The organism is Rathayibacter sp. AY1A5 (genome assembly GCF_002930875.1).
Taxonomy (GTDB): Bacteria; Actinomycetota; Actinomycetes; order Actinomycetales; family Microbacteriaceae; genus Rathayibacter.
On sequence record NZ_PSTM01000005.1, the window covers coordinates 87,180 to 109,029 of the forward strand.

The window sequence follows — 21,850 nt, forward strand, 5'->3', positions numbered from 1 at the left end:
TCGGTGCTGACCCGGTCCGCGGCGCCGTCAGGAGCTCAGCAGGAGATCGGTCAGGACCTTCCTGCCAAACACTAGTGCGTCCAGTGGAACGCGCTCGTCGACCCCGTGGAACAGCGCCGGGAAGTCCAGGGACGACGGCAGCTGGAGCGGCGCGAACCCGTATCCGGTGATGCCGAGCGTCGAGAGCGCCTTGTTGTCGGTGCCTCCGGAGAGCAGGTACGGGAGGACCTCGGCGCCCGGATCGAACCGGCGGATCGAGGAGGCCATGCTCTCGACGAGGGGGCCGGCGAAGGGCACCTCGAGTCCGATGTCGCGGTGCTGGACGAGGATCTCGACGTGCTCGCCCGCGAGGACCTTCAGGCGCTCGAGCACCGCGTCCTCCTCGCCGGGGAGGACGCGCACGTCGATGGTGGCGTCCGCGGTGTCCGGGATGACGTTGGCCTTGTAGCCGGCCGACAGCATCGACGGATTGGCGGTGGTGCGCAGCGTCGCGGCGATGAAGCGCGAGGCGGTGCCGGTGGCGAGTGCCAGCTCCTCCGGAGTGCTGCGCTGAGGGTCGTGGCCGAGCAGGCGGGCGACCTCGTCGAGCAGCTCGCGCGTGGTGTCGGTGAGGCGGGTGGGCCACTCCTCGCTTCCGATGCGGGCGATCGCCTGCGCCAGCCGGGTGACGGCGTTCTCGGAGTTGATCTGCGAGCCGTGCCCCGCCGTGCCGTGCGCGCGGAGGGTCAGCCACATCAGCGCCTTCTCGCCCGTCTGCACGAGATAGGCCCGCTTGCCGGCCAGCTCGATCGAGTAGCCGCCGACCTCGCTGATCGCCTCGGTCGCTCCGGCGAACAGCTCGGGCCGCTCACGGGCCAGGAATCCCGATCCCCGCACACCGCCCGCCTCCTCGTCGGCGAAGAAGGCGATGACGAGGTCGCGGGAGGGGCGCCTCCCCTCACGGAGGATGTCGCCGAGCGAGGCGAGGATCATCGCGTCCATGTTCTTCATGTCGACCGCGCCGCGGCCCCAGAGCATGCCGTCCTTGATCTCGCCGCCGAACGGGTCGACGCTCCAGTTGTCGGCGATGGCGGGCACCACGTCGAGGTGCCCGTGGACGACGAGGGCGCCGCGCTCGCGGTCCTCCCCGGCGACCCGCGCCACGACGCTCGTGCGTCCCGGGTCGGAGTCGATCAGCTCGGGCTCGAGGCCGAGGTCGCGCAGCTTCGCCGCGACGTACTCCGCGGCCGGGCGCTCCGGCTCCGCCTTCCCGTCGCCGTAGTTGCTGGTGTCGAAGCGGATGAGATCGCGCGCGATGAGCGCCGTCTCGTCGAGGGTGCTGTCGGTCACGGGCGCGCTGTCGATGCTGTCGGACATGCGGGCAACGGTACCGGCGCGGGCTCGACGGCGCGCGGAGGACGGTGGGCCGGGAGGTGGCGTGAGAGGCCCCGGAACCGTGCTAATGTCTTCTTCGGCCGCGGAAACGCAGGTCGAAGGAAACACTCGTCCGGGTGGCGGAAATGGCAGACGCGCTAGCTTGAGGTGCTAGTGCCCGTATAGGGCGTGGGGGTTCAAGTCCCCCCTCGGACACACTGATCGGAACCCCTCGTCTCTCCTCGGAGAGGCGGGGGGTTCCGTCGTTCCCGGCACCGTCCGCTCCTCGCGCCGGCGGGAAAGATGCTGTGGTCGGAGAGAGCAGACGCCCCGCTCTTTCCCGAAGAGGTGGGGGCGTCTCCTGCAGTAAACGGGCGCTCCTGCAGTAAACGGGCGCTCCTGCACCGCAGGGGCGCTCCTGCACCGCAGGGGCGCTCCTGCACCGCAGGGGCGCTCCTGCACCGCAGGGGCGCTCCTGCACCGCAGGGGCGCTCCTGCACCGCAGGGCCCTCCTGCACAGACCGTGCCTCGGCGTCAGACGCCTGCTGTCGCCGGCGACCAGCCGAGAGCCGGAGCGATCGATTCCACGACAGTGCGCAGGAGCCGCGCGTTGTACTCGACCCCGAGCTGGTTGGGAACGGTGAGCAGCAGCGTGTCCGCCTCCTGCACGGCGGCGTCCGCAGCGAGCTCGGCGGCGACGGCGTCCGGCTCGCCCGTGTAGCTGCGGCCGAAGCGGGCGCGGACGCCCTCGAGGGTGGCGACCTGGTCCTGCTCACCGCGGCCGCCGAAGTACATGCGGTCGAGATCGCTCGTGATCGGGAGGACGCTGCGCGAGACGGAGACGCGCGGGGTGCGCTCCCAGCCCGCCTCGCTCCACGCGGCGCGGTACTCGCGGATCTGGCGGGCCTGCAGCTCGTCGAAGGGCACGCCCTCCTCCTCCAGGAGCAGGGTCGACGACTGCAGGTTCATGCCCTGCTCGGCCGCCCAGCGCGCGGTCGCGAAGCTGCCGGCACCCCACCAGATCCGGTCCTCGAGGCCGGGCGAGCGCGGCTCGATCGAGAGCGGGAGCGACTGGCGCGTCATCGCCGGATCCGACTGCGCGACCGGCGCTCCGGCGAGCGCATCCCGGAGGATGCGCACCTTCTGCCGGGCGAGGTCGGCGTCGGTCATCCCCTCCGGGGGGACGAAGCCGAACGTCTCGGACCCGCGCAGGGCGGTCTCGGGCGATCCCCGGCTGACCCCGAGCTCGAGCCGGCCGTCGGAGATCAGGTCGGTGGCGGCCGCCTCCTCCGCCATGTAGAGCGGGTTCTCGTAGCGCATGTCGATGACCCCGGTGCCGATCTCGATGCGGCGGGTGCGCGCGGCGATCGCCGCCAGCAGCGGGAACGGCGAGGCGAGCTGCGGCGCGAAGTGGTGCACGCGGACGTAGGCGCCGTCGATGCCGATCTCCTCCGCCGCCTCCGCGAGCTCGATCGTCTGGAGGAGGACGTCGCGAGCCGAGCGGGTCTGAGACCCGGGGACGGACTGGTAGTGGCCGAAGGAGAGGAAGCCGATGCGCGAGACCATGCCTGCCTCAGCGCTCGGGGGTCCCCCGCTATTCCCGGAGGGTGTGCACGGCGGACGCCGAACCGCGACAGCGCTCCCGAGGAGTCCTCAATACACGTATGGTGGTCGCGTGCCCGCTGATCGGGGCGGAGAGGGGTCGTCGTGGAGCCGATGGTCGGTCGCCTCGGGGCGACTCTCGGGGTCGCCATGCAGACGATCAGCGGGTCGCAGGTGCAGGCATGCGCTCTCCGTCCGCAGCGGAACCGGTCGCCCGGTCGCGTCTCCGCGTCAGTGCGCCTCGAAGTCGGCGGAGACCGAGGCGGTGACCTCGATGTCCTCCGGCTTGAGGGCCAGCGGCTCCTCAGGAGAGGAGAACGCCTTGGCGCGGCTCATCATCGCCGAGCCGCCCTCGATGCGCGTGTGCGGCCGCAGTCCCGGCTCGAAGAGGGTCAGCACCCGCACCTCGGTCAGGCCGAGGGCCGCCGCATAGGCCTCGGCCCGCTCGCGCGCGTCGCGCACGGCAGCGGTGCGGACCTCGCGCTCGATGCCCGCCCGTCGCGCCGCCGTCACGTCCCAGTCGATCCCCGAGATCTGGATCCCCGGCACCTCCGAGATCGAGCCGACCCAGCGCCCGAGAGCCGCGAAGTCCCGGTACTTCACCCGGACCCCGGCGGCCGCGACATGGAACAGCTGCGTGACGTCCGAGTCCTTGATGTACCGGCGGATCGAGGAGACCGAGATCTGATCGGAGGACCACCAGGTGGCGGCGCCGGACGCCTGCTCGGCGGCCGCCTCCTCACGGACCCGCGCGTGCAGGGCGGTGACCTCGGCGAGCGCCTGGGGTCGGGATCGCGACTCGCGCCGGATCTCGAGGCGGACGGTGCCCCGCTCGGCGGGGTGGAAGTGCTGGGCGAGACCGGCGACGGTGATGGTGACCATGGCCCCATGGTGCCGTACGCACCCCGTCAGCTCCGAGCGGCGAGCATCTCCCGGATGCGGTCGGCGAGGGCCCGCTCCGTCGTCAGGTTGCTGACCAGCTGGGCTCGGTGCCCCCCGCAGGCGCCTGGGAGGGGATCTCCGGTGCTCGGGTCGACCCGGCCCAGCAGTGCCCGCTCCCCCTGGGCGATCGAGGCCTCGAGCAGGGCGAGCCGCCGCTCGAGCCGCTCGATCTCGAAGCTCTCGGGCGTGATGTCGGACTCGCGGAAGTGGCCGGCTGTGGAAGTGGGGACGCTCATCGATGATCCGTTCCGTCGGGGGCGCCCAGGAGCGGCGCCATCACCAGGAAGACACCGGAGAACGGCGATCATGACGCGAAGGCGCGAAATGCACTGAGACGTGGCGCGCCACCGGCGGTCAGGAGCGGAAGACGGCCAGGTTCTCGTTCTCCACGATGGCGAGGGTGCGGACGAGGCGGGTGTAGCGCTCGACGAGCTCGCCCTCCCCCGCGCCCTGCCCCAGCAGGGCCGAGATGCTCTCGGCGGGGAAGAGGGAGACGATCTCCATCGCGACGGCCCGAGCGTGCTCGGAGGAGAGAGTGCGCGCGTACTCCAGAGCGCGGGTCAGCTGCGGCCTCTCCTCCCCCTCCGGACTCGCCGACGGCGCCGTCGTGGCGGCATGGCCGAGGACCGCCACGAAGACGCGGGCGATCTCGTCGACCCGGAGTGCGCGGACCAGGGTCAGCAGACGCGAGGAGACGCGGGAGACGCCGCGCGCGAGGAGCTCTCCGCTGAGGGCGCGCACCTCGATCACGTCGCCGCCGCCGAACTCGCCGGAGACGCGCTTGATGCCCGAGGCGAACAGGCTCGAGCCGGCTCCGATGCTCCGCTCGGCCTCGAGGTTGATCTCGACGCGGCCGCGGCCGGTGGCCACTCCGGAGATCCAGCGCTGCTCCACGGGCGGATGCGCGTGCACGGCGCGGACGAGGGTGCCCGGGCCCGGCCCTCCCAGGGCGCCCAGGATGACCTCGGGGGTGCGCGCCCCGGCGATCCTGGTCGAGACGCCGTTGTGCGCGGCGAGCTCGGCGGCCCGCAGCTTGGAGCGGATGCCCCCTCGGCCGGTGCCGCCCTTCTGCACGCCGATGCGGCGCAGCTCCGAGATGCCCAGCTCCTCGAGGTGCACGCCCTCGGCGATGCTGCCGGCGAAGACGCCGGGGACGTCGGTGAGCAGCAGCAGCAGGTCCGCGCCGAGGAGCATCGCCAATCCGCCGGCGACGCCGTCGTTGTCCGAGCCGGCGGAGTCGATCGTGTCGTTGCCGTTGACCACGGGCACGACTCCGGCGTCGAGGGCGTGGCGGATCGCCTCGGCGACGTGTGCCATCTGCCGGGGAGAGGCGAGGTCGGACTCGCCGATGAGGATCTGCGCGATCAGGGCGCCCGAGAGCTCGGCCACCGAGCGGTAGAAGCCCATCAGGACGGTCTGGCCCACCGCTGCCGCCAGGCGGGCGCTGATCGGCTCCTCCTGCGAGCGGGCGAAGAGCGCCCGACCCGAGGAGACGGCGCCGGAGGAGACCAGCACGACGTCCCAGCCCAGCGCGCGGGCGGCGAAGGCGCTCTCGAGCGCGCTGGCCAGGAGAACGGGATCCGGACCCGACTGCTTGGTGACCGAGCTGGACCCCATCTTGACCACGAGGGTCCTTCTGCGCGGCGCGGCCGGGGCGGTGGCGTCGGAGTCGGCGGGGTCGGGCAGGGCGTCGGACATGGCTCCATGCTAGAGGCGCGGTAGGAGGCCCTCCCTCGCCGAGACCCGGCGGAGAACGCCCCCGGACGGGGATGTCGGGGGCGGATGCGAGACTGCCCGGGACGTCTGGAACCTCCTTCACGGTGCCCCTTGCCGGGCGGTCACGGAAGGGTCCGAGCGGCTCGCCGGTGGATGTCGGTGGCGATTGACATACTCGAACACATGTTCGAACATGGGCAGATGAGCCCCCCTTCATCCCTCGTCTCCGCGGAGACGGCCGAGGCCGCAGAGCCCCTTCTGCGGCAGCTCGCGTCGGTGAAGGAGCTGCAGTCCCGCATCCGGGACATGCAGGCGACCACCCTCGAGACCAGGAGCCTCGCCACCCTGCCGGCCTTCTCCTCCGTGCTCCCGGGCGGCTCGCTCAAGCAGGGTGCCGCCTACTCGGTGGAGGGCTCGATGAGTCTGGCGATGGGGCTGCTGGCCGGCCCGTCCGCCGAGGGCTCGTGGTGCGGCGTGGTGGGCGTCCCGGAGTTCGGGGCCGAGGCCGCGGCCGGCATGGGGATCGACCTCGAGCGCCTGGTGCTCGTGCCCGCACCGGCCGAGCACTGGCTCACCGTCACCGCCGCTCTGGTCGATGTGCTGACCGTCGTGCTCACCCGTCCGCCCGCCTCCGTCTCCTCGACCGACGTCTCACGTCTGGGAGCACGACTGCGCCAGCGGGGTGCCACGCTCGTGGTCCTCGGCGAGTGGCCCCAGGCCGAGGCGCGGCTCAGCATCCGCAGCAGCCGCTGGGAGGGGCTCGGCGACGGCCACGGCTACCTGCGCTCCCGGGAGGCGATGGTCGATGTGGTCGGCCGGGCCGGCACCCGGGTGCGCACGGTGCGGATGAGCATGCCCGGCGTCGAGAGCGCCTTCGGCTCCCGGGTCGAGCACGGCCGCCTGCACGAGCGGGCGGTCTGAGATGGCGAGCGCACCCGAGCTGCGGCGGACGATCCTCGTCTGGTGCCCCGACTGGCCCCTCCTCGCGGCCGCCGCCGACGCCGGCCTCGGCGCCGGGCACCCCCTGGCCCTCACGGAGAAGAGCCTGGTCTTCGCCTCCTCCCCCGCTGCTCGGGCGGAGGGGGTCCGGCGGGGCATGCGCGTGCGCGAGGCGCAGTCCCGTTGCACGGGTCTCGCCGTCCTCCCGTACGACCCGGTGCTCGACCACCGGGCGTTCGAGCCGCTCATCCAGGCGCTCGAGGAGATCACCCCGGGCGTCCAGCTGATCCGGCCCGGTCTGTGCGCGATCCGCGCCCGCGGTCCGCGCCGCTACTACGGGAGCGAGCAGAGCGCGGCCGAGGCGATCCTGCAGCGGCTGGCCGAGCTGGGTCTCCCCGACGCCCGCATCGGGATCGCCGACGGGCTCTTCGCCTCCGAGCTCGCCGCGAAGCACTCCGGCTGCCCCGTCGCCGTCGTGCCCCCGGGAGCAGCGGCAGGCTTCCTCGCTCCGCTCCCGCTCGACGCCCTCGAGACCGAGTCCGTCGCTGCCCCTGCCCGTGCTCCCCGCCGGGGGGACGACCTGGTGGCGCTCCTGCGCAGGCTCGGCGTCCGCACCCTCGGCGCCTTCGCCGCCCTCCCTCGCGAGGACGTCGCCGCCCGGTTCGGACCGGAGGGCGCCCACGCGCACCTCCTCGCCGCCGGTGCGGAGTCGGAGACGGTGGTGCCCCGGCTCCCGCCGGAGCGCCTCGACCGGGCGATGGAGTTCGAGCCCCCTCTGGACCGCATCGACCAGGCCGCCTTCGCCTTCCGCGTCCCCGCGGAGGAGTTCGTCGCCGGGCTCACCCGCGCACAGCTGGTCGCGACCGCCATCCGCATCGAGGTCGTCAGCGAGCGCGGTGAGGTCTCCTCCCGGAGCTGGCTGCACCCGAGATGGTTCACCCCGGGCGACGTGCTCGACCGGGTCCGCTGGCAGCTGCAGGGCAGCGGGGAGATCGACACCGGTCTCGGAGCGCCGATCTCGCGGCTGTGCGTCGAGCCCGAGGCGGTCGACGCGATCGGCAACCACGAGCAGGGTCTCTGGGGCACCGCTCCGGAGGAGCGCGTCCACCACGGGCTGAGCCGCGTGCAGAGCATGCTCGGGCACGAGGCCGTGATGACCGCGTCGATCGGAGGGGGTCGATCCCTCCGCGACCGCCAGCACCTGATCCCCTGGGGCGACCGGGAGCCGGGCGACGCACGGCCGAGGACCCTGCCCTGGCCCGGCTCCCTGCCGCCGCCCCTCCCGCCGACGGTCTTCGCGGAGCCCGCGGCCGTGCTGGTCCGCGGACCGAGGGGCGAACCCGTCGCCGTCGACGAGCGCGGCGCCCTCAGCTCCGTGCCCGCCTACTTCACCCCCGGGACCTCTCAGGCACGCCTGGAGCCCCTCGCCGGATGGGCGGGTCCCTGGCCGATCGACGAGCGCTGGTGGGATCCGAGCACCGCCGTCCGCTACGACCGCTTCCAGGTGGTCGACGCCGCCGGTGTCGCCTGGCTGCTGCTCTGCCTCGACGGGGTCTGGGCCGCAGAGGCCCGCTACGACTGAACCGGAGCATCCCTCCACCACCGCGAACGAGCACCGAAGGAGCCCCGATGGGCTGGAACAACCCGCCGATCCCCTGGTCGGAGTTCGAGCGCCGCCTCTCCAGCGGCAAGCGCGCCGACGGCACGGTCGTCCAGGGCGACGGCGGCGACAGTCCGGCCTGGTCGCACAAGCGCCCCGCCTACGTGGCAGGGGACGACGTCCGGCCGCCGGCTCATCCGGTGCCCTACGCCGAGCTGCACGCCCACTCCCACTTCAGCTTCCTCGACGGGGCGAGCAAGCCGGAGCAGCTGGTCGAGGAGGCGGTCCGGCTCGGCATCGACACTCTCGCGCTCACCGACCACGACGGCCTCTACGGCATCGTGAGGATGGCCGAGGCCGCGCAGGGGCACGCCGTCCGCACGGCCTTCGGAGCCGAGCTCTCGATCGGGCTCACCTCGCCTCAGAACGGGGTCGCCGATCCGGAGGGGACCCACCTGCTCGTCCTCGCGCGCCGCGAGGAGGGCTACCACCGCCTCGCCCGTGCGATCACCACCGCCCAGCTCGCCGGAGCCGAGAAGGGCAAGCCGAGCTACGACCTCGAGGAGCTCGCGCGCGCCGCCGACGGCCACTGGATCGTGCTGACGGGCTGCCGCAAGGGAGCGGTCCGTCAAGCGCTCGCCGCCGCAGGAGTGGCCACGGCCGAGCAGGAGGTCCGCGAGCTCGTCCGGCTCTTCGGTCCCGCCAACGTCCTCGTGGAGCTGTACGACCACGGGGATCCCCTCGCCTCGCGCGCCAACGACCAGCTGGCGGCGATCGCCGAGAAGCTCCGGCTGCGGACGGTCGCCACCGGGAACGTGCACTACGCCCGGCCGGAGGAGCGCCCCCTCCAGACGGCCCTCGCCGCGGTCAGAGCACGCCGGAGCCTCGACGAGATGGACGGCTGGCTCCCCGCCGCGGGCGGCGCCCACCTGCGCTCCGGAGCCGAGATGGCCGAGCGCTTCGGCCGCTACCCCGGCTCCGTGGAGAACACGGTGCGCGTCGCCGACGAGATCGCCTTCGAGCTCGGCCGAGTCCGGCCCCGGCTGCCGCGCCAGGAGGTCCCCGAGGGGCACACCTCGATGAGCTGGCTGCGCGAGCTCGTGCGCGAGGCCGTGCCGGCCAAGTACCCCCGCGCCGACGCCGACGTCCTCGCGCGCCTCGAGAAGGAGCTCGCGGTGATCGAACAGAAGGACTTCCCGGGCTACTTCCTGATCGTCCACGACATCGTCCACTACGCCAAGCGGAACGGCATCCTCTGCCAGGGACGCGGCTCGGCCGCCAACTCGGCGGTCTGCTACGTCCTGGGCATCACGGCGGTCGACTCGATCTTCTACGACCTGCCGTTCGAGCGGTTCCTCTCCAGCATCCGCGACGAGGAGCCCGACATCGACGTCGACTTCGACTCGGAGCGACGCGAGGAGGTGATCCAGTACGTCTACCGGAAGTACGGACGTCTGAACGCGGCCCAGGTCGCCAACGTCATCACCTACCGGCCCAAGTTCGCCGTGCGCGACATGGCCAAGGCCCTCGGATACAGCGCCGGGCAGCAGGACGGCTGGTCGAAGCAGGTCGAGCGGTGGGGGTCCGTCACCGAGAGCACCGACCACGACATCCCCGAGGACGTGGTCGCCCTGACCACCCGGGTGCTGGGAACGCCCCGGCACCTGGGCATCCACTCCGGCGGCATGGTGCTGACAGACCGGCCCGTGGGCGAGGTCTGCCCGATCGAGCCCGCCCGGATGGAGGACCGCACCGTCCTGCAGTGGGACAAGGACGACTGTGCCTGGATGGGCCTGGTCAAGTTCGACCTCCTCGGGCTCGGGATGCTCGCCGCCCTGCAGTACACGTTCGACCTCGTCGCCGAGCACGTCGGCGAGAAGTGGGACCTCTCCACCCTCCCCCGGGAGGAGAAGGGCGTCTACGACCAACTCTGCCGCGCCGATTCGATCGGGGTGTTCCAGGTCGAGAGCCGGGCGCAGATGGGCACCCTCCCCCGGCTGCAGCCGCGCCGCTTCTACGATCTGGTGATCGAGGTAGCGCTCATCCGCCCCGGCCCCATCCAGGGCGGTGCGGTCCATCCCTACATCCGCCGCAAGCTCGGCGAGGAGCCGGTGACGTACCAGCACCCCCTCCTCGTGACGCCGCTCAAGCGCACCCTCGGCGTGCCGCTCTTCCAGGAGCAGCTCATGCAGGTGGCCGTGGCCGTCGGCGACTGCAACGCGGAGGACGCCGACCTGCTGCGCCGGGCGATGGGGTCCAAGCGCGGGACCGAGAAGATCGAGACCCTCCGCGAGCGGCTCTACCAGGGGATGGCCCGCAACGGCATCACGGGCGAGGTCGCGGACGACATCTACCTCCGGATCCAGGCCTTCGCGAACTTCGGCTTCGCCGAGAGCCATGCGATCAGCTTCGCCCTGCTGGTCTACGCGAGCGCCTGGCTCCGCCTGCACTACCCCGCCGCGTTCACCGCCGCGCTGCTGAGGGCGCAGCCCATGGGCTTCTACGCCCCGCACACCCTGGTCGCCGATGCCCGGCGTCACGGAGTGGAGGTCGTCTCGCCCGACGTCAACCGCTCGCTGGCGCCTCCCGGGCTCGAGGCGAAGGAGGACACCCCCGCACGCCGGAGGGGCGGTGCCGCCTACGGGAGCGACGACTGCCTCCGCGCCGATCAGCCGCCCACGGGACTGTTCGACCGCACCGAGCACTTCCACACGGACGACCACAGGCGCGACAGCGGCTTCGTGATCCGGCTCGGGCTGGCAGGGGTGAAGGGCATCGGCACCGCGCTCGCCGAGCACATCGTCGCCGAGCGCGAACGCGGCGGACCCTACGCGAGCATGGCCGACCTCTCGCGTCGGGTCGGCACGACCGCGGCTCAGCTGGAGGCCCTCGGCGCCGCGGGCGCCTTCGACTCGCTCGGTCTGCAGCGTCGGCAGGCGCTCTGGGAGGCCGGCACCGCCGCAGGCGACCGCGAGGAGTTCCTCGCCGGCTCCACGGTCGTCGTGCAGCCCCCGCTCCTGCCGATGCTCTCCCCTCAGGAGCGCGTGGTCTTCGACTTCTGGGCCACCGGCATCTCGCCCGACGACCATCCGCTGCGCCACCTCCGCGAGGGGATCGCTCGCCGCGGCGCCCGCTCCTCGGCCGATCTTCCCGGCATCCCCTCGGGGACCCGGATCGAGGTCGGTGGGGTCGTGATCCACCGCCAACGTCCCTCCACAGCCGGTGGAGTGACCTTCCTCAACCTCGAGGACGAGCACGGGATCCTCAACGTGATCTGCTCCGTCGGAGTATGGAACCGCTACCGCCGCGTGGCCCGCGAGGCACCCGCCCTGCTGGTCAGGGGGATCCTCGAGCGCTCCGACGAGGGGGTGACGAACCTCCTCGCCGACAGGTTCGAGACCCTCACGGTCGGCGCTCGCACCACCTCCCGCAACTTCCGATGACCCCTCAGCGGCACCGCCCGCTCGCCCACGAGAAAGCGACACCATGACCACTCTCGACCACGCCGCTCCCGCTCCGCACCTCGATGCGCCGCTCCTGAACGACCGCGAGCTGCGCGAGCGCGTCTCCTCGCTGATCGGACCGGCCTACCGCCGGGCCCTGTGGCCGATCTTCCTCGACCGCGACGGCGTGCAGCTGCCGATCCTCTACCCGGTGGACGGGCTCCCCGTGCACCCCGACGAGGAGAAGACCGAGCGGATCGTCGCCACCCTCGCCAAGGCCGTCGCGCACCAGGACGTGGGCTCGCTCGCCTTCGCCCTGGAACGTCCCGGGCGCGCCTTCCTCGGCGAGACCGACCGGGTCCTCGCCCGTCACCTGGCGGCGGCGTGCCACAAGCGGGCCATCCCCCTCCGCGCGCTCCTGCTCGTCCACGACGAGGGAGTGCGGGTCGTGACCGCGACGGAGTACGCCGCGGTCACGCTCTGAGCGCTCGGGCCCGAGGCGGCCGTTCAGGACAGCGGCGGCCGGCCACCTGAAGAGCCGGCCGCCACGGAGCTCAGGCGCTCAGCGTCACCAGCAGCGAGGAACCGCCGAGATCCACCTCGGTGTCCCCGGGCTGCACCGCGTACTCCCCGACGCCGAGCAGCGTCTCCGCCACCTCCGGCAGGGCGATGCGGGCGGCGGACTCGCCGACGTTGATCGCGACGGTCACCCGACCGCGGCCGAGAGTCAGCCAGCGGGCCTCCTCGTCGAACTCCACGCGGAGCGACCCGAAGCGCGGGTCCGTCAGCTCGGGGTAGCGGCGGCGGATCGCCGCCAGCTCGCGGTACACCTCGAGGGTGCGGGCGTGACGCCCCTCCCCGACCTCGGACCAGTCGAGCCGCGAGCGCAGGAACGTCTCCGGGTCCTGCGGGTCGGGCACGACCTCCGGGTCCCAGCCCATCTTCGCGAACTCCTCGATGCGGCCCTTCGCCGTCGCCTCGCCCAGATCCTTCTCCGGGTGCGAGGTGAAGAACTGCCACGGGGTCGACGCCGCCCACTCCTCCCCCATGAACAGCATGGGAGTGAAAGGGCCCAGCAGCGTCAGAGCCGCGGCGATCGCGAGGCGCCCCTCGTCGAGGGTCGCCGTCAGACGGTCGCCGACCGCCCGGTTGCCGATCTGGTCGTGGTTCTGGCTGCAGACCACCAGGCGCCAGGTCGGCATGTGCTCGGTGTCCACCGGACGGCCGTGGTGGCGGCCGCGGAACGTCGAGAGGGTGCCGTCGTGGAAGAAGCCCCGCGTCAGCACCTTCGCGAGGGCGCCGAGCGGCGCGAAGTCCTCGTAGTACCCCGTGGTCTCCCCGGTCAGCGCGACGTGGACCGCGTGGTGGAAGTCGTCGCTCCACTGCGCGTCGAGCCCGTAGCCGTGCGCCTCCCGCGGAGTGATCAGCGTCGGGTCGTTGAGGTCGGACTCGGCGATCAGCGTCAGAGGGCGCCCGACGTGGGCCGACAGCACGGCCACCTCGCTCGCCATCTCCTCGAGCACGTGCACGGCCCGCTCGTCCGAGAGGGCGTGCACCGCGTCCAGGCGCAGGGCGTCGACGTGGTAGTCGCGCAGCCACATCAGAGCGTTGTCGATGATGTACCCGCGGACGGTGTCCGAACCCTCGCCGTCGAGGTTGATCGAGCTGCCCCAGGTGTTGGCCTTCTCGTTCTTGAGGTACGGGCCGAACTCCGGCAGGTAGTTGCCGCTCGGGCCGAGGTGGTTGTAGACGACGTCCTGGACCACGCCGAGGCCGGCACGGTGGGCGGCGTCCACGAAGCGCTGGTACGCCTCGGGTCCGCCGTACGGCTCGTGCACGGCGTACCAGAGGACGCCGTCGTAGCCCCAGTTGTGCGTTCCGTTCACCGCGTTGACCGGCAGCAGCTCGATGAAGTCCACGCCGATCGAGCGCAGGTGCTCGAAGCGCTCCGCCGCCGCGTCCAGGGTGCCCTCGGGTGTGAACGTGCCGAGGTGCAGCTCGTAGATGACGGCGCCGGCGAGCTCGCGCCCGGTCCAGGCGGAGTCGCCCCACTCGTGCGCCGAGGGGTCGAACGTGCGCGAGAGCTCGTGCACGCCCTTCGGCTGGCGACGCGAGCGGGGGTCCGGCAGCGGACCGCTGCCGTCCACCCGGTACCCGTAGTCGACCTCGCCGGTGGCCGGGGCCGACGCGGGCGCCCGCCACCATCCGTCGTCTCCGTGGCGGGTCATCGTCAGCGACGAGTCGTCGCCGAGAAGGAGCTCGACCGTCGAGGCCTCGGGGGCCCAGACGTCGAACCGCTCGGGCCCGGTCGTCGGGAGTGCGTAGCGGTAGGGAGTCGTGCTGATCACTGCTGTCTCCAGGAGGGGTCGGATCGGTCTGCGGTGCGGTGCGGAACCGGTCAGGAGACCGGGGCGAGCAGTGCCACGGGGTAGTCGGCGAGGATCTCGGCGACCGGAGTCACTCCTCCCGCGAAGGTGCGGCCGGTGAGGACGTCCTCCATCGGGTGCCCGGGCAGGACCACGACCGTGCCGTTCCACCCGCCCGAAGCGGCGAGGCCCTCGGGGAGCCTGGTCGCGACGGTCAGCGCGCCGCCGCGGTCGAAAGCGATCGCGTGCTCGGCGGCGGGCCCGATCGCGGGGACGGCGGCGTAGCGGGTGAACAGCTCGGGGCGGTCGCGGCGGAGCCGGAGGGCGCGTGAGGTGACGAGGAGCTTCGCGGCTCCCTCGGCGTCGATCGCGGGCTTCCAGCCGCCGTCGATCCGCTCCAGCAGCGCTCGACGCTGCCCGAAGTCGACCTCGCGGCGGTTGTCCGGGTCGACGAGGGAGGTCTCCCAGAGCTCGCTGCCCTGGTAGACGTCCGGGATGCCCGGGGCGGTGATCTGCACGAGCTTCGCGGCGAGGCCGTTCGACCAGCCGGCGGCCGACACCCGCTCGACGGTCTGCTCGACCAGCCGGCGGACGGCGGGCTCGTCGAACGCCGCGTCGATCGCCGCGTGCATCCGCTTCTCGAACTGCTCGTCAGGAGCGGTCCAGTGCGTCGAGTCGTCGGCCTCGCGCGACGCCTTCTCGGCGTAGGCGTGCAGGCGCTCGCGGCTGGCGGGCCAGGTCCCCACGACGGCCTCCCAGAGCAGGTGCTCGATCGGGCCGTCGCCGAAGCCGACGAGGTCGTGGAGCTCGCGGAGCGTCGCCGCCCACGCCTCCGGGTCCTCGGCCAGTGCGGTGATGCGGGCACGGGTGTCCTCGCCGCGCTTCGTGTCGTGGGTCGAGAGCGTGGTGAGCGAGGCGGGGAACGAGGCCTGGCGCACGGCCTGGCGGCGGTGGAACTCGACCAGGTCGATCGCGAACTCGTCCGGGTCCGCTCCGACCTCGTTCAGCGAGGTGAGGCGGCTGAAGCGGTAGAACGCCGTGTCCTCGACGCCCTTCGCCATCACCATGCCGGAGGTCTGCTGGAAGCGCACGGACACCGGAGTGCCGGTCTCGCCGAGCGCCGCGGCGACCTCGTCGATGGTCGCGCGGATCTCGGGACGGCGGCGCACGGCGTCGACGCGGGCGTGCTCGAGGTGCTCCGCTCCGTAGGGGAGGTAGCTGCGGTAGACCGGGTAGGTCGCCAGGAGCTCCGCCAGCGCGTCGTCCGCTCCCTCGATGCCGGGGATCAGGCGGGCCAGCCGCAGGACCTCGGAGCGGAGGATGCCGTCGGCGATGCCGCGCTTGGTGTCGTGGATGAGGTCGGCCCACTGCAGCGGGGCGCCCTTCCCCGTGAGCTCGGCGTCGAGGCCCTCCAGCACGGGGCGGGCGTCGGGGTCGACCAGGATGCGGTCGACGTCGGCCAGGGCGTCGTAGCCCGTGGTGCCGACGGTCGCCCAGTGCGGCGGGAGCTCCTCGTCGCCCTCGAGGATCTTCTCGACCCAGACCGGGGCGCCGCCGATCGCGCGGGCCAGGTCGTCGAGGTATCCGCCCGGGTCGGCCAGGCCGTCCGGGTGGTCGACGCGCAGGCCGTCTGCGAGCCCCTCGGTGAACCAGCGGACGATCTCGGCGTGCGAGGCGTCGAACACCTCGGGCCGCTCGACCGTGATGGCGGCGAGGGTGTTCACCGCGAAGAAGCGGCGGTAGTTCAGCTCCGCGTCGGCGCGGCGCCAGTTCACGAGCTCGTAGCTCTGGCGCTCGTGCACCGTGCGGCCGGAGTCGCCGGGCTCGGCGGTTCCGGGCGCGATCGGCAGGCGGTTCTCGTAGTAGTGCAGCTCGTCGCCGACGACCTCGAGCGCGTCGAGCTCGCTGTCGCTGTCGCCCTCGCTCGCACCGTCGCCGAGGATCGGCACGCGCAGCTTCCCGCCCCCCGCCTCCCAGTCGATGTCGAAGGCGGTGGCGTAGCGGGAGGACTTCCCGTTCCTCAGCAGGTCCCACCACCACGAGTTCCCGCTCGGGGTCGCGACGCCCATGTGGTTGGGGACGATGTCGATGAGGACGCCGAGGCCCTCCGCCCGCGCCGCGGCCGAGGCGTTCGCCAGGCCGGCCGCGCCACCGCGGTCGGGATCGACCTCGGTGTGGTCCACCACGTCGTAGCCGTGGTCCGAGCCGGGCTCGGCCTTCAGCAGCGGCGAGAAGTACAGCCAGTCCGCTCCGAGCGCGCGCACGTAGTCGGCGACGCGGGCGGCGTCGTCGAGGTCGAACGCCGACCGGATCTGGAGGCGGTAGGTGGAGGCGGGCAGACGCACGTCAGGCTCCTGTCGAGGGTGCGGTCGCGGAGTCGGTCGACTCGGCGTGGGGGCTGGTGGGTCCCGTCGAGGAGACGATCGGGATGGCCGAGGTGGCGGCCAGGGACGCGAGCGAGGCGGCGACCGAGTGGTCGACCTCGGGCTCGGGGGTGCTGTGCTCCTGGAGGATGACGAGAGACTTCGCCTGGACGGTGAGCATCGCCCCCGCCGGACGCGGGATCGAGTCCGCCTCGGCGCCGGCGGTGTCGACGAGGACGCTCCACTCGAGCGCGTACTCGTCGCTCGGGATCGCGAACTCGACGTCGACGTCGTCGGCGTTGAAGTACAGGAGGAAGCTGTCGTCGGTGACGGGGCGCCCGCGCTGGTCGCGCTCGCGGATCCCGTTGCCGTTGAGGTAGATGCCCACCGATCGGCCGAGACCGGAGTCCCAGTCGGACGGGGACATCTCGGTGCCGGCAGCGGTGAACCAGACGATGTCGGGCAGGGGCTCGCCGTCGCCGCGCAGGACGGGGCGGCCGTCGAAGAAGCGCATGCGTCGGAAGGTCGGGTGCTCGGCGCGCAGGCGGATGAGCGCCGCGGTGAACTCGAGCAGCGGCCGGTCGGCGTGGGCCCAGTCGATCCAGGTCAGCTCGCTGTCCTGGGCGTAGGTGTTGTTGTTGCCGTTCTGGGTCCGGCCCAGCTCGTCGCCGTGGAGGATCATCGGGACGCCCTGGGAGATCAGCATCGTCGCGAGGAAGTTCCGCTGCTGGCGTGCCCGGAGCGCGAGCACCCGCGGGTCGTCCGTGGGCCCCTCCACGCCGTGGTTCCAGGAGCGGTTGTGCGACTCCCCGTCGTTGCCGTCCTCGCCGTTGGCGTCGTTGTGCTTCTCGTTGTACGAGACCAGGTCCCGGAGGGTGAAGCCGTCGTGCGCCGTGACGAAGTTGATCGAGGCGACCGGGTAGCGGCCCGAGTGCGCGTACAGGTCGGCCGAGCCGGTGAGGCGCGAGGCGAACTCCCCCAGCGTCGACGGCTCGCCGCGCCAGAAGTCGCGGACCGTGTCGCGGTACTTGCCGTTCCACTCCGTCCACTGGGGCGGGAAGTTTCCCACCTGGTAGCCGCCCGGCCCGACGTCCCACGGCTCGGCGATCAGCTTCACCTGCGAGACCACCGGGTCCTGCTGGACGAGCTCGAAGAAGGTGGAGAGCCGGTCGACGTCGTAGAACTCGCGTGCCAGCGCCGAGGCGAGGTCGAAGCGGAAGCCGTCGACGCGCATCTCCGTCACCCAGTAGCGCAGCGAGTCCATGATCAGCTGGAGCGAGTGCGGGTGGCGCACGTTCAGGGTGTTCCCGGTGCCGGTGTAGTCCATGTAGTAGCGCTTGTCGTCGTCGACGAGGCGGTAGTACGCCTCGTTGTCGATGCCGCGGAACGACAGCGTGGGGCCGAGGTGGTTGCCCTCCGCCGTGTGGTTGTAGACCACGTCGAGGATGACCTCGATGCCGGCCGCGTGGAGCGCCTTCACCATGCTCTTGAACTCCTGGACCTGCTGGCCCTGGTCGCCCGTGGAGGAGTAGGTGTTCTGCGGAGCGAAGAAGCCGATCGTGTTGTAGCCCCAGTAGTTCGAGAGGCCCTTGTCCATCAGCGTCGAATCGTTCACGAACTGGTGCACGGGCATGAGCTCGATCGCCGAGACGCCCAGGTGCTTGAGGTGGTCGATCACCGCGGGGTGGGCGACTCCGGCGTAGGTGCCGCGGAGCTCCTTCGGCACGTCGGGGTGCGTCTTGGTGAGCCCCTTCACGTGCGCCTCGTAGATCACGGTGCTGTCGTAGGAGGTGCGCGGGCGGCGGTCACCGGCCCAGTCGAAGAAGGGGTTGATGACGACGCCCATCATCATGTGCGGCGCCGAGTCCTCGTCGTTCGTCGAGTCCGGGTCGCCGAAGGTGTACGAGAAGAGGGACTGGTCCCAGTCGATCTCCCCCGAGATCGCCTTCGCGTAGGGGTCCAGCAGCAGCTTGTTCGGGTTGCAGCGGTGGCCGGCATCGGGGTCGTACGGTCCGTGGATGCGGAAGCCGTAGCGCTGGCCCGGCTGGACCTGCGGGAGGTAGCAGTGCCAGACGTAGGCGTCCGACTCCTGGATCTCGACGCGCGTCTCTGTGCCGTCCTCCTCGAAGAGGCACAGCTCGACGCGCTCGGCGATCTCGCTGAACAGGGCGAAGTTCGTGCCGCTTCCGTCGAACGTCGCGCCCAACGGGTAGGCGGTTCCGGGCCAGGTCTCCACGAGACTCCTCAGGGGATTGTTCTCGGGCAGTCCGGGAGACGCCGATGTGCGGTCTGCGGATGCCCGACGTCGGGGGTGATGGTCCGTCACTTCCGCGACGGACCGACTGCTCAGCTTAGCGAGCGTGTCTCGAGCATTCCCCTGACGGTCAGCGCTCATCGCGCGGTCCTCCTCCGGTGGTCACGACCGGCGGCCGGAACCGCCGTCCGGTTCGTCCTGCGGGCGCGTGAGCGGGCAGGTCGTTCCGGTGGGTCACGCTCGAACAGTACGGTCGCGCCCGGTCCGCCGGGGAGGGCTGGCGCCGCGCCGGGTGCATCGGCTAGAACGCGCCGGAGGGGCTGTCCGGCCCACGCGGAGGGGCCGGCCGGGCTGGGCGGGAGCAGCGATCGGCTCCGTCGTCGAGAGCGCGGCGCCACTCACCGGGGCGCCGCACCGCGATCAGTGCGAGCCGAGCCTGCGCCGCAGGAGGTCGATCCGCGCCTGCAGCTGGGTCACGCTCGCCTGCGCCACCGCGGGTCCGCCGCAGAGCCGGCGCAGCTCGGTGTGCACCTGGCCGTGCGACTCCCCCGTCCCCCGCGCCCACAGGCCGACCAGGGAGTTGAGCAGGCTGCGCTGCTCCTTGAGCGTGCGGTAGAGCGGCGCCGGGATCTCGCTCGCCGGCTCGGCCGGGGCCGCCGCCCCCGCGCGGCTGCCGGCGCGCTTGGCCTGCCGCTGCTGCCGGTGCTGGAGCAGCTCCCGCACCTGGTCGGGCTCGAGGAGCCCCGGCAGGCCGATGAAGTCGAGCTCCTCCTCGCTCTCGACCTCGACCTCCATCCCGAACTCGGCGCCCTCGTAGACGACGCGGTCGAAGGTGGCGGCCGAGCCGATCGACTCGAAGCGGCCCTCCTCCAGGAGATCCGAGGACGCCTTGTCGCTGCGCTCGGCGTCGGCCATCAGATCGGCCTCGGGGTACTCCTCGTCGTCGGAGGTCCTGCGGTCGAGGGCGTGATCGCGCTGCAGCTCCATCGAGCCCGCCAGCGCGAGCAGGCCGGGCACGTTCGGGAGGAACACCGAGGCGGTCTCGCCGCGGCGCCGCGCGCGCACGAAGCGGCCGATCGCCTGGGCGAAGAACAGCGGAGTCGACGCCGATGTCGCGTAGACGCCGACGGCGAGCCTCGGCACGTCGACGCCCTCGGAGACCATGCGGACCGCGACCATCCAGCGACTGGTGTCCTTCGCGAACTCCTCGATCCGGTCGCTCGCCTCCTTCTCGTCGGAGAGCACGACGGTGACGGTCTCGCCGCTGATCTCGCGGAGCATCGCGGCGTAGGCGCGCGCGGTGTAGTGGTCGGTCGCGATGACCAGGCCGCCGGCGTCGGGCACGGCGCGCCGCACCTCGGTGAGGCGGGTGTTGGCGGCGCGGAGGACCGAGGGGATCCAGTCGCCCTTCGGGTCCAGCGCGGTCCGCCAGGCCTGCGAGGTGATGTCCTTGGTGTTGCCCTCGCCGAGCCGCGCCTCCATCTCGTCGCCGGCCTTCGACTTCCAGCGCATCTGCCCGGCGTAGACCATGAACAGCACCGGCCGGACGACGCCGTCCGCGAGCGCGCGGCCGTAGCCGTAGGCGTAGTCGGTGAGCGAGGTGCGGATGCCCTCCTCGTCCGGCAGGTAGCTGACGAACGGGATCGCTGCCGTGTCCGAGCGGAACGGCGTCCCGGTCAGCGAGAGCCGGCGGACGGCGGGCTCGAAGGCCTCGCGCACCGCGTCGCCCCAGCTGAGCGCGTCGCCGGCGTGGTGCACCTCGTCGAGGATGACGAGGGTGCGCCCGGACAGGGTGAGCTCGCGGTGGAGCTCGGCGCGGACGGCGACCTGCGCGTAGGTGACGGCGACGCCGTGGTAGTGGCGGGCGTGACGGCCCATGCGGTTGGTGAAGGTCGGGTCCAGGCGGATGCCGACGCGGTGCGCGGCCTCGGCCCACTGGCGCTTGAGGTGCTCCGTCGGCGCGACCACGGTGATCCGGTCGACCGTGCGGTTGTGCAGCAGCTCGGCGGCCAGCCGCAGCGCGAAGGTGGTCTTGCCCGCGCCCGGGGTCGCGGCGGCCAGGAAGTCGCGCGGCTCGTGCTCGAAGTAGGCCTCGAGCGCCTCCGCCTGCCAGGCGCGGAGCTTGTTCGCGGTACCCCACGGCGCCCTGCCCGGGAACGACGGGGACAGGTGCTCAGCGGCGGAGGTGCCGACCTGATGACCGAAGCTCGAGGGACTGTTCACGTGGACCGAATCTAGCCGACGCCACCGACAGCGGCTCGGTCTCCGCGGTCCGCCGGGAGGCGCACGGCGTGTCGCGCCGTGCCACCGGCGGCCGGGTGCGGAGCATGATGGAGGGATGGTCGAGCAGCGTCATCCGTGGTCCCGCTACGTCGCCCTGGGCGACTCCTTCACCGAGGGGATCGGCGATCCCGAGCCCGGCAGCCCCGGCGGGCACCGCGGCTGGGCGGACCGCGTGGCGGAGGTCCTGGGCAGCCAGAACGAGGACTTCGCCTACGCCAACCTTGCGGTGCGCGGCCGCCTCCTGCAGCAGATCGTCGACGAGCAGGTCGAGCCCGCCCTGGAGCTGCGCCCCGACCTCATCACCATCTCCGCGGGCGGGAACGACGTCATCCGCCCGGGGACCGACCCCGACGACATCGCGTCCCGCTTCGAGTCGGGCCTCGCCCGGCTCCGCTCCGACGGGGCGACCGTCGTCCTCTTCACCGGAGTGGACGTGGGCTTCTCCCCCGTGTTCGGGCGGATCCGCGGGAAGGTCGCGATCTACAACGAGAACCTGCGGGCGCTGGCCAAGCGGTACGACTGCATCGTCGCCGACCAGTGGTCCCTCCAGGAGATCCAGGACGTGCGGATGTGGGCGCCGGACCGCCTGCACCTCAACCCGCACGGCCACCACGAGGTCGCGCGCATGGTCCTCGAGTCGCTGAACGTCGAGAACGACCTGCGCCCCCTCGCCCCGGAGCCGCTGCACGCCCGCACCTGGCGTGCCGCCCGCACGGAGGACATCCAGTGGGCGCGGGAGTACCTCGTGCCATGGGTGCTGCGCCGAGTCCGCCACCAGTCCTCCGGCGACTTCATCACCGCCAAGCGGCCCTCCGCCGAGCGCTGGAGCACCGATCCCGCGGCCTCGGAGCCGGGCTCGGTCGTGCCGGGCAACGCGACGCCGGAGGAGGTCGCCGAGGACATCGCGACCGCCGGCGTGCGGATCATCGACGACCGGGCCGCGGATCCCCTGGCCTGATCCGCTCCCGGGAGGCGGCGGCTCGCCCCGC

Annotated in this window: 14 protein-coding genes and 1 tRNA gene; 6 read left to right on the forward strand and 9 right to left on the reverse strand. The window is 72.2% G+C overall.

Annotated elements, in window-relative coordinates; translation table 11 throughout:
* Positions 1–27: 27 nt before the first annotated feature.
* Positions 28–1,356, reverse strand: coding sequence for a M20/M25/M40 family metallo-hydrolase (locus tag C5B98_RS04785; RefSeq protein ID WP_181065457.1), 1,329 nt, complete (start codon positions 1,354–1,356; stop codon positions 28–30).
* Between the two features lie 128 nt (positions 1,357–1,484).
* On the opposite strand from C5B98_RS04785, the gene C5B98_RS04790 reads away from it, so the two are divergent.
* Positions 1,485–1,569, forward strand: a tRNA-Leu gene (locus C5B98_RS04790).
* Positions 1,570–1,887: 318 nt separating this feature from the next.
* Here C5B98_RS04790 and C5B98_RS04795 read toward each other — a convergent pair.
* The 4 genes from C5B98_RS04795 to proB form a co-directional block, all read right to left on the reverse strand.
* Entirely contained in the window at positions 1,888–2,919 is a 1,032-nt protein-coding gene (locus tag C5B98_RS04795; RefSeq protein WP_104222006.1) for an LLM class flavin-dependent oxidoreductase, read from the reverse strand.
* Between the two features lie 267 nt (positions 2,920–3,186).
* Positions 3,187–3,837: an SIMPL domain-containing protein gene (locus C5B98_RS04800; protein ID WP_104222004.1), complete on the reverse strand. Its 651-nt coding sequence runs from the start codon at positions 3,835–3,837 to the stop codon at positions 3,187–3,189.
* Positions 3,838–3,863: 26 nt separating this feature from the next.
* Positions 3,864–4,133, reverse strand: a complete 270-nt coding sequence (locus C5B98_RS04805) for a hypothetical protein (RefSeq protein WP_104222002.1) — start codon at positions 4,131–4,133, stop codon at positions 3,864–3,866.
* Positions 4,134–4,251: 118 nt separating this feature from the next.
* Positions 4,252–5,595 carry a glutamate 5-kinase gene (gene proB / locus C5B98_RS04810; protein ID WP_104222000.1) on the reverse strand — a complete coding sequence of 448 codons (1,344 nt, stop codon included), beginning with the start codon at positions 5,593–5,595 and terminating at the stop codon, positions 4,252–4,254.
* 219 nt (positions 5,596–5,814) lie between these two features.
* Here proB and C5B98_RS04815 point away from each other — a divergent pair, with 219 nt between their 5' ends.
* The 4 genes from C5B98_RS04815 to C5B98_RS04830 are packed head-to-tail and all read left to right on the forward strand — an operon-like array spanning position 5,815 to position 12,079.
* Positions 5,815–6,534, forward strand: coding sequence for a hypothetical protein (locus C5B98_RS04815; RefSeq protein ID WP_104221998.1), 720 nt, complete (start codon positions 5,815–5,817; stop codon positions 6,532–6,534).
* Between the two features lies 1 nt (position 6,535).
* Complete coding sequence (locus C5B98_RS04820) at positions 6,536–8,134, forward strand: DNA polymerase Y family protein (RefSeq protein ID WP_104221996.1); 1,599 nt, start codon at positions 6,536–6,538, stop codon at positions 8,132–8,134.
* A gap of 47 nt (positions 8,135–8,181) precedes the next feature.
* Positions 8,182–11,595 (forward strand): error-prone DNA polymerase, encoded by a 3,414-nt coding sequence (locus tag C5B98_RS04825; protein ID WP_104327394.1) that lies wholly within the window; start codon positions 8,182–8,184, stop codon positions 11,593–11,595.
* Positions 11,596–11,638: 43 nt separating this feature from the next.
* A complete protein-coding gene (locus tag C5B98_RS04830) occupies positions 11,639–12,079 on the forward strand; it encodes a hypothetical protein (protein ID WP_104221992.1) in 441 nt (146 codons plus the stop codon).
* 70 nt (positions 12,080–12,149) lie between these two features.
* On the opposite strand, the gene treZ is transcribed toward C5B98_RS04830, so the two are convergent.
* The 4 genes from treZ to C5B98_RS04850 all read right to left on the reverse strand — a co-directional run bounded on the left by treZ (position 12,150) and on the right by C5B98_RS04850 (position 20,801).
* Positions 12,150–13,943, reverse strand: a complete 1,794-nt coding sequence (gene treZ, locus C5B98_RS04835) for a malto-oligosyltrehalose trehalohydrolase (RefSeq protein WP_258062130.1) — start codon at positions 13,941–13,943, stop codon at positions 12,150–12,152.
* A 50-nt stretch (positions 13,944–13,993) separates the two neighbouring features.
* The gene (gene treY / locus C5B98_RS04840) at positions 13,994–16,306 is read right to left on the reverse strand and encodes a malto-oligosyltrehalose synthase (RefSeq protein WP_104221990.1); all 2,313 of its coding nucleotides are present in this window, start codon (positions 16,304–16,306) and stop codon (positions 13,994–13,996) included.
* Between the two features lies 1 nt (position 16,307).
* Positions 16,308–18,560, reverse strand: a complete 2,253-nt coding sequence (glgX, locus tag C5B98_RS04845; protein WP_104260690.1) for a glycogen debranching protein GlgX — start codon at positions 18,558–18,560, stop codon at positions 16,308–16,310.
* A 438-nt stretch (positions 18,561–18,998) separates the two neighbouring features.
* Positions 18,999–20,801, reverse strand: a complete 1,803-nt coding sequence (locus C5B98_RS04850; protein ID WP_104327395.1) for a DEAD/DEAH box helicase — start codon at positions 20,799–20,801, stop codon at positions 18,999–19,001.
* A gap of 115 nt (positions 20,802–20,916) precedes the next feature.
* Between C5B98_RS04850 and C5B98_RS04855 the strand changes: the two genes are divergently transcribed.
* Positions 20,917–21,819 (forward strand): SGNH/GDSL hydrolase family protein, encoded by a 903-nt coding sequence (locus C5B98_RS04855; RefSeq protein ID WP_104262936.1) that lies wholly within the window; start codon positions 20,917–20,919, stop codon positions 21,817–21,819.
* Positions 21,820–21,850 lie beyond the last annotated feature (31 nt).